Source organism: Flagellimonas olearia, assembly GCF_004150225.1.
GTDB lineage: Bacteria > Bacteroidota > Bacteroidia > Flavobacteriales > Flavobacteriaceae > Flagellimonas > Flagellimonas olearia.
In genome coordinates this window covers 362878-363281 of sequence record NZ_ML142909.1, presented here as the reverse complement: position 1 = coordinate 363281, position 404 = coordinate 362878, and the positions used below count along the sequence as shown (strand labels likewise).

Annotated in this window: 1 protein-coding gene and 1 pseudogene; both read right to left on the bottom strand. The window is 52.7% G+C overall.

Annotation, left to right across the window (positions count from 1 at the left end; genetic code table 11):
• A pseudogene (locus DN53_RS10525) lies at positions 1 to 299 on the bottom strand (gfo/Idh/MocA family oxidoreductase); the annotation flags it as partial.
• 17 nt (positions 300 to 316) lie between these two features.
• The coding region (locus tag DN53_RS10520) for a 3-keto-alpha-glucoside-1,2-lyase-like domain-containing protein (protein ID WP_129654250.1) at positions 317 to 404 on the bottom strand (88 nt) is incomplete at its 5' end.

Below are 404 nucleotides of genomic sequence, written 5' to 3'. Positions count from 1 at the left end.
ACGGCATCGATCTGATCGGCCATTTCCTTCAACATGGTGCGGTAATCGAAGAACACACGGGCGGTTGGGTGCAGCTTGCGCGCAGCGGAAAGGTTCACGGCATCCACATCGCACAGGGCCACCACGTCCACGGAACCATGGGACGATATGGCGCTAAGGTCGGCGGCGCCCATGTTCCCCACACCGATGTGGGCGGTGCGCAATCTTTCCTTGAAAGGGGCTCCCTTCAACAACGAAGGGGCCACCATGATGCCCAGGGCACCTACACTACTCTTTTTGATGAATTCTCTTTTATTCATGGGTCGGTTTTATCTAGTTATAATTTTTTGATTTTGATGTTTCGGAACCAAATTGGGCTGGAATGGTCCTGTAGCGCGATGTAGCCCGTCTTGAACTTTCCGTAA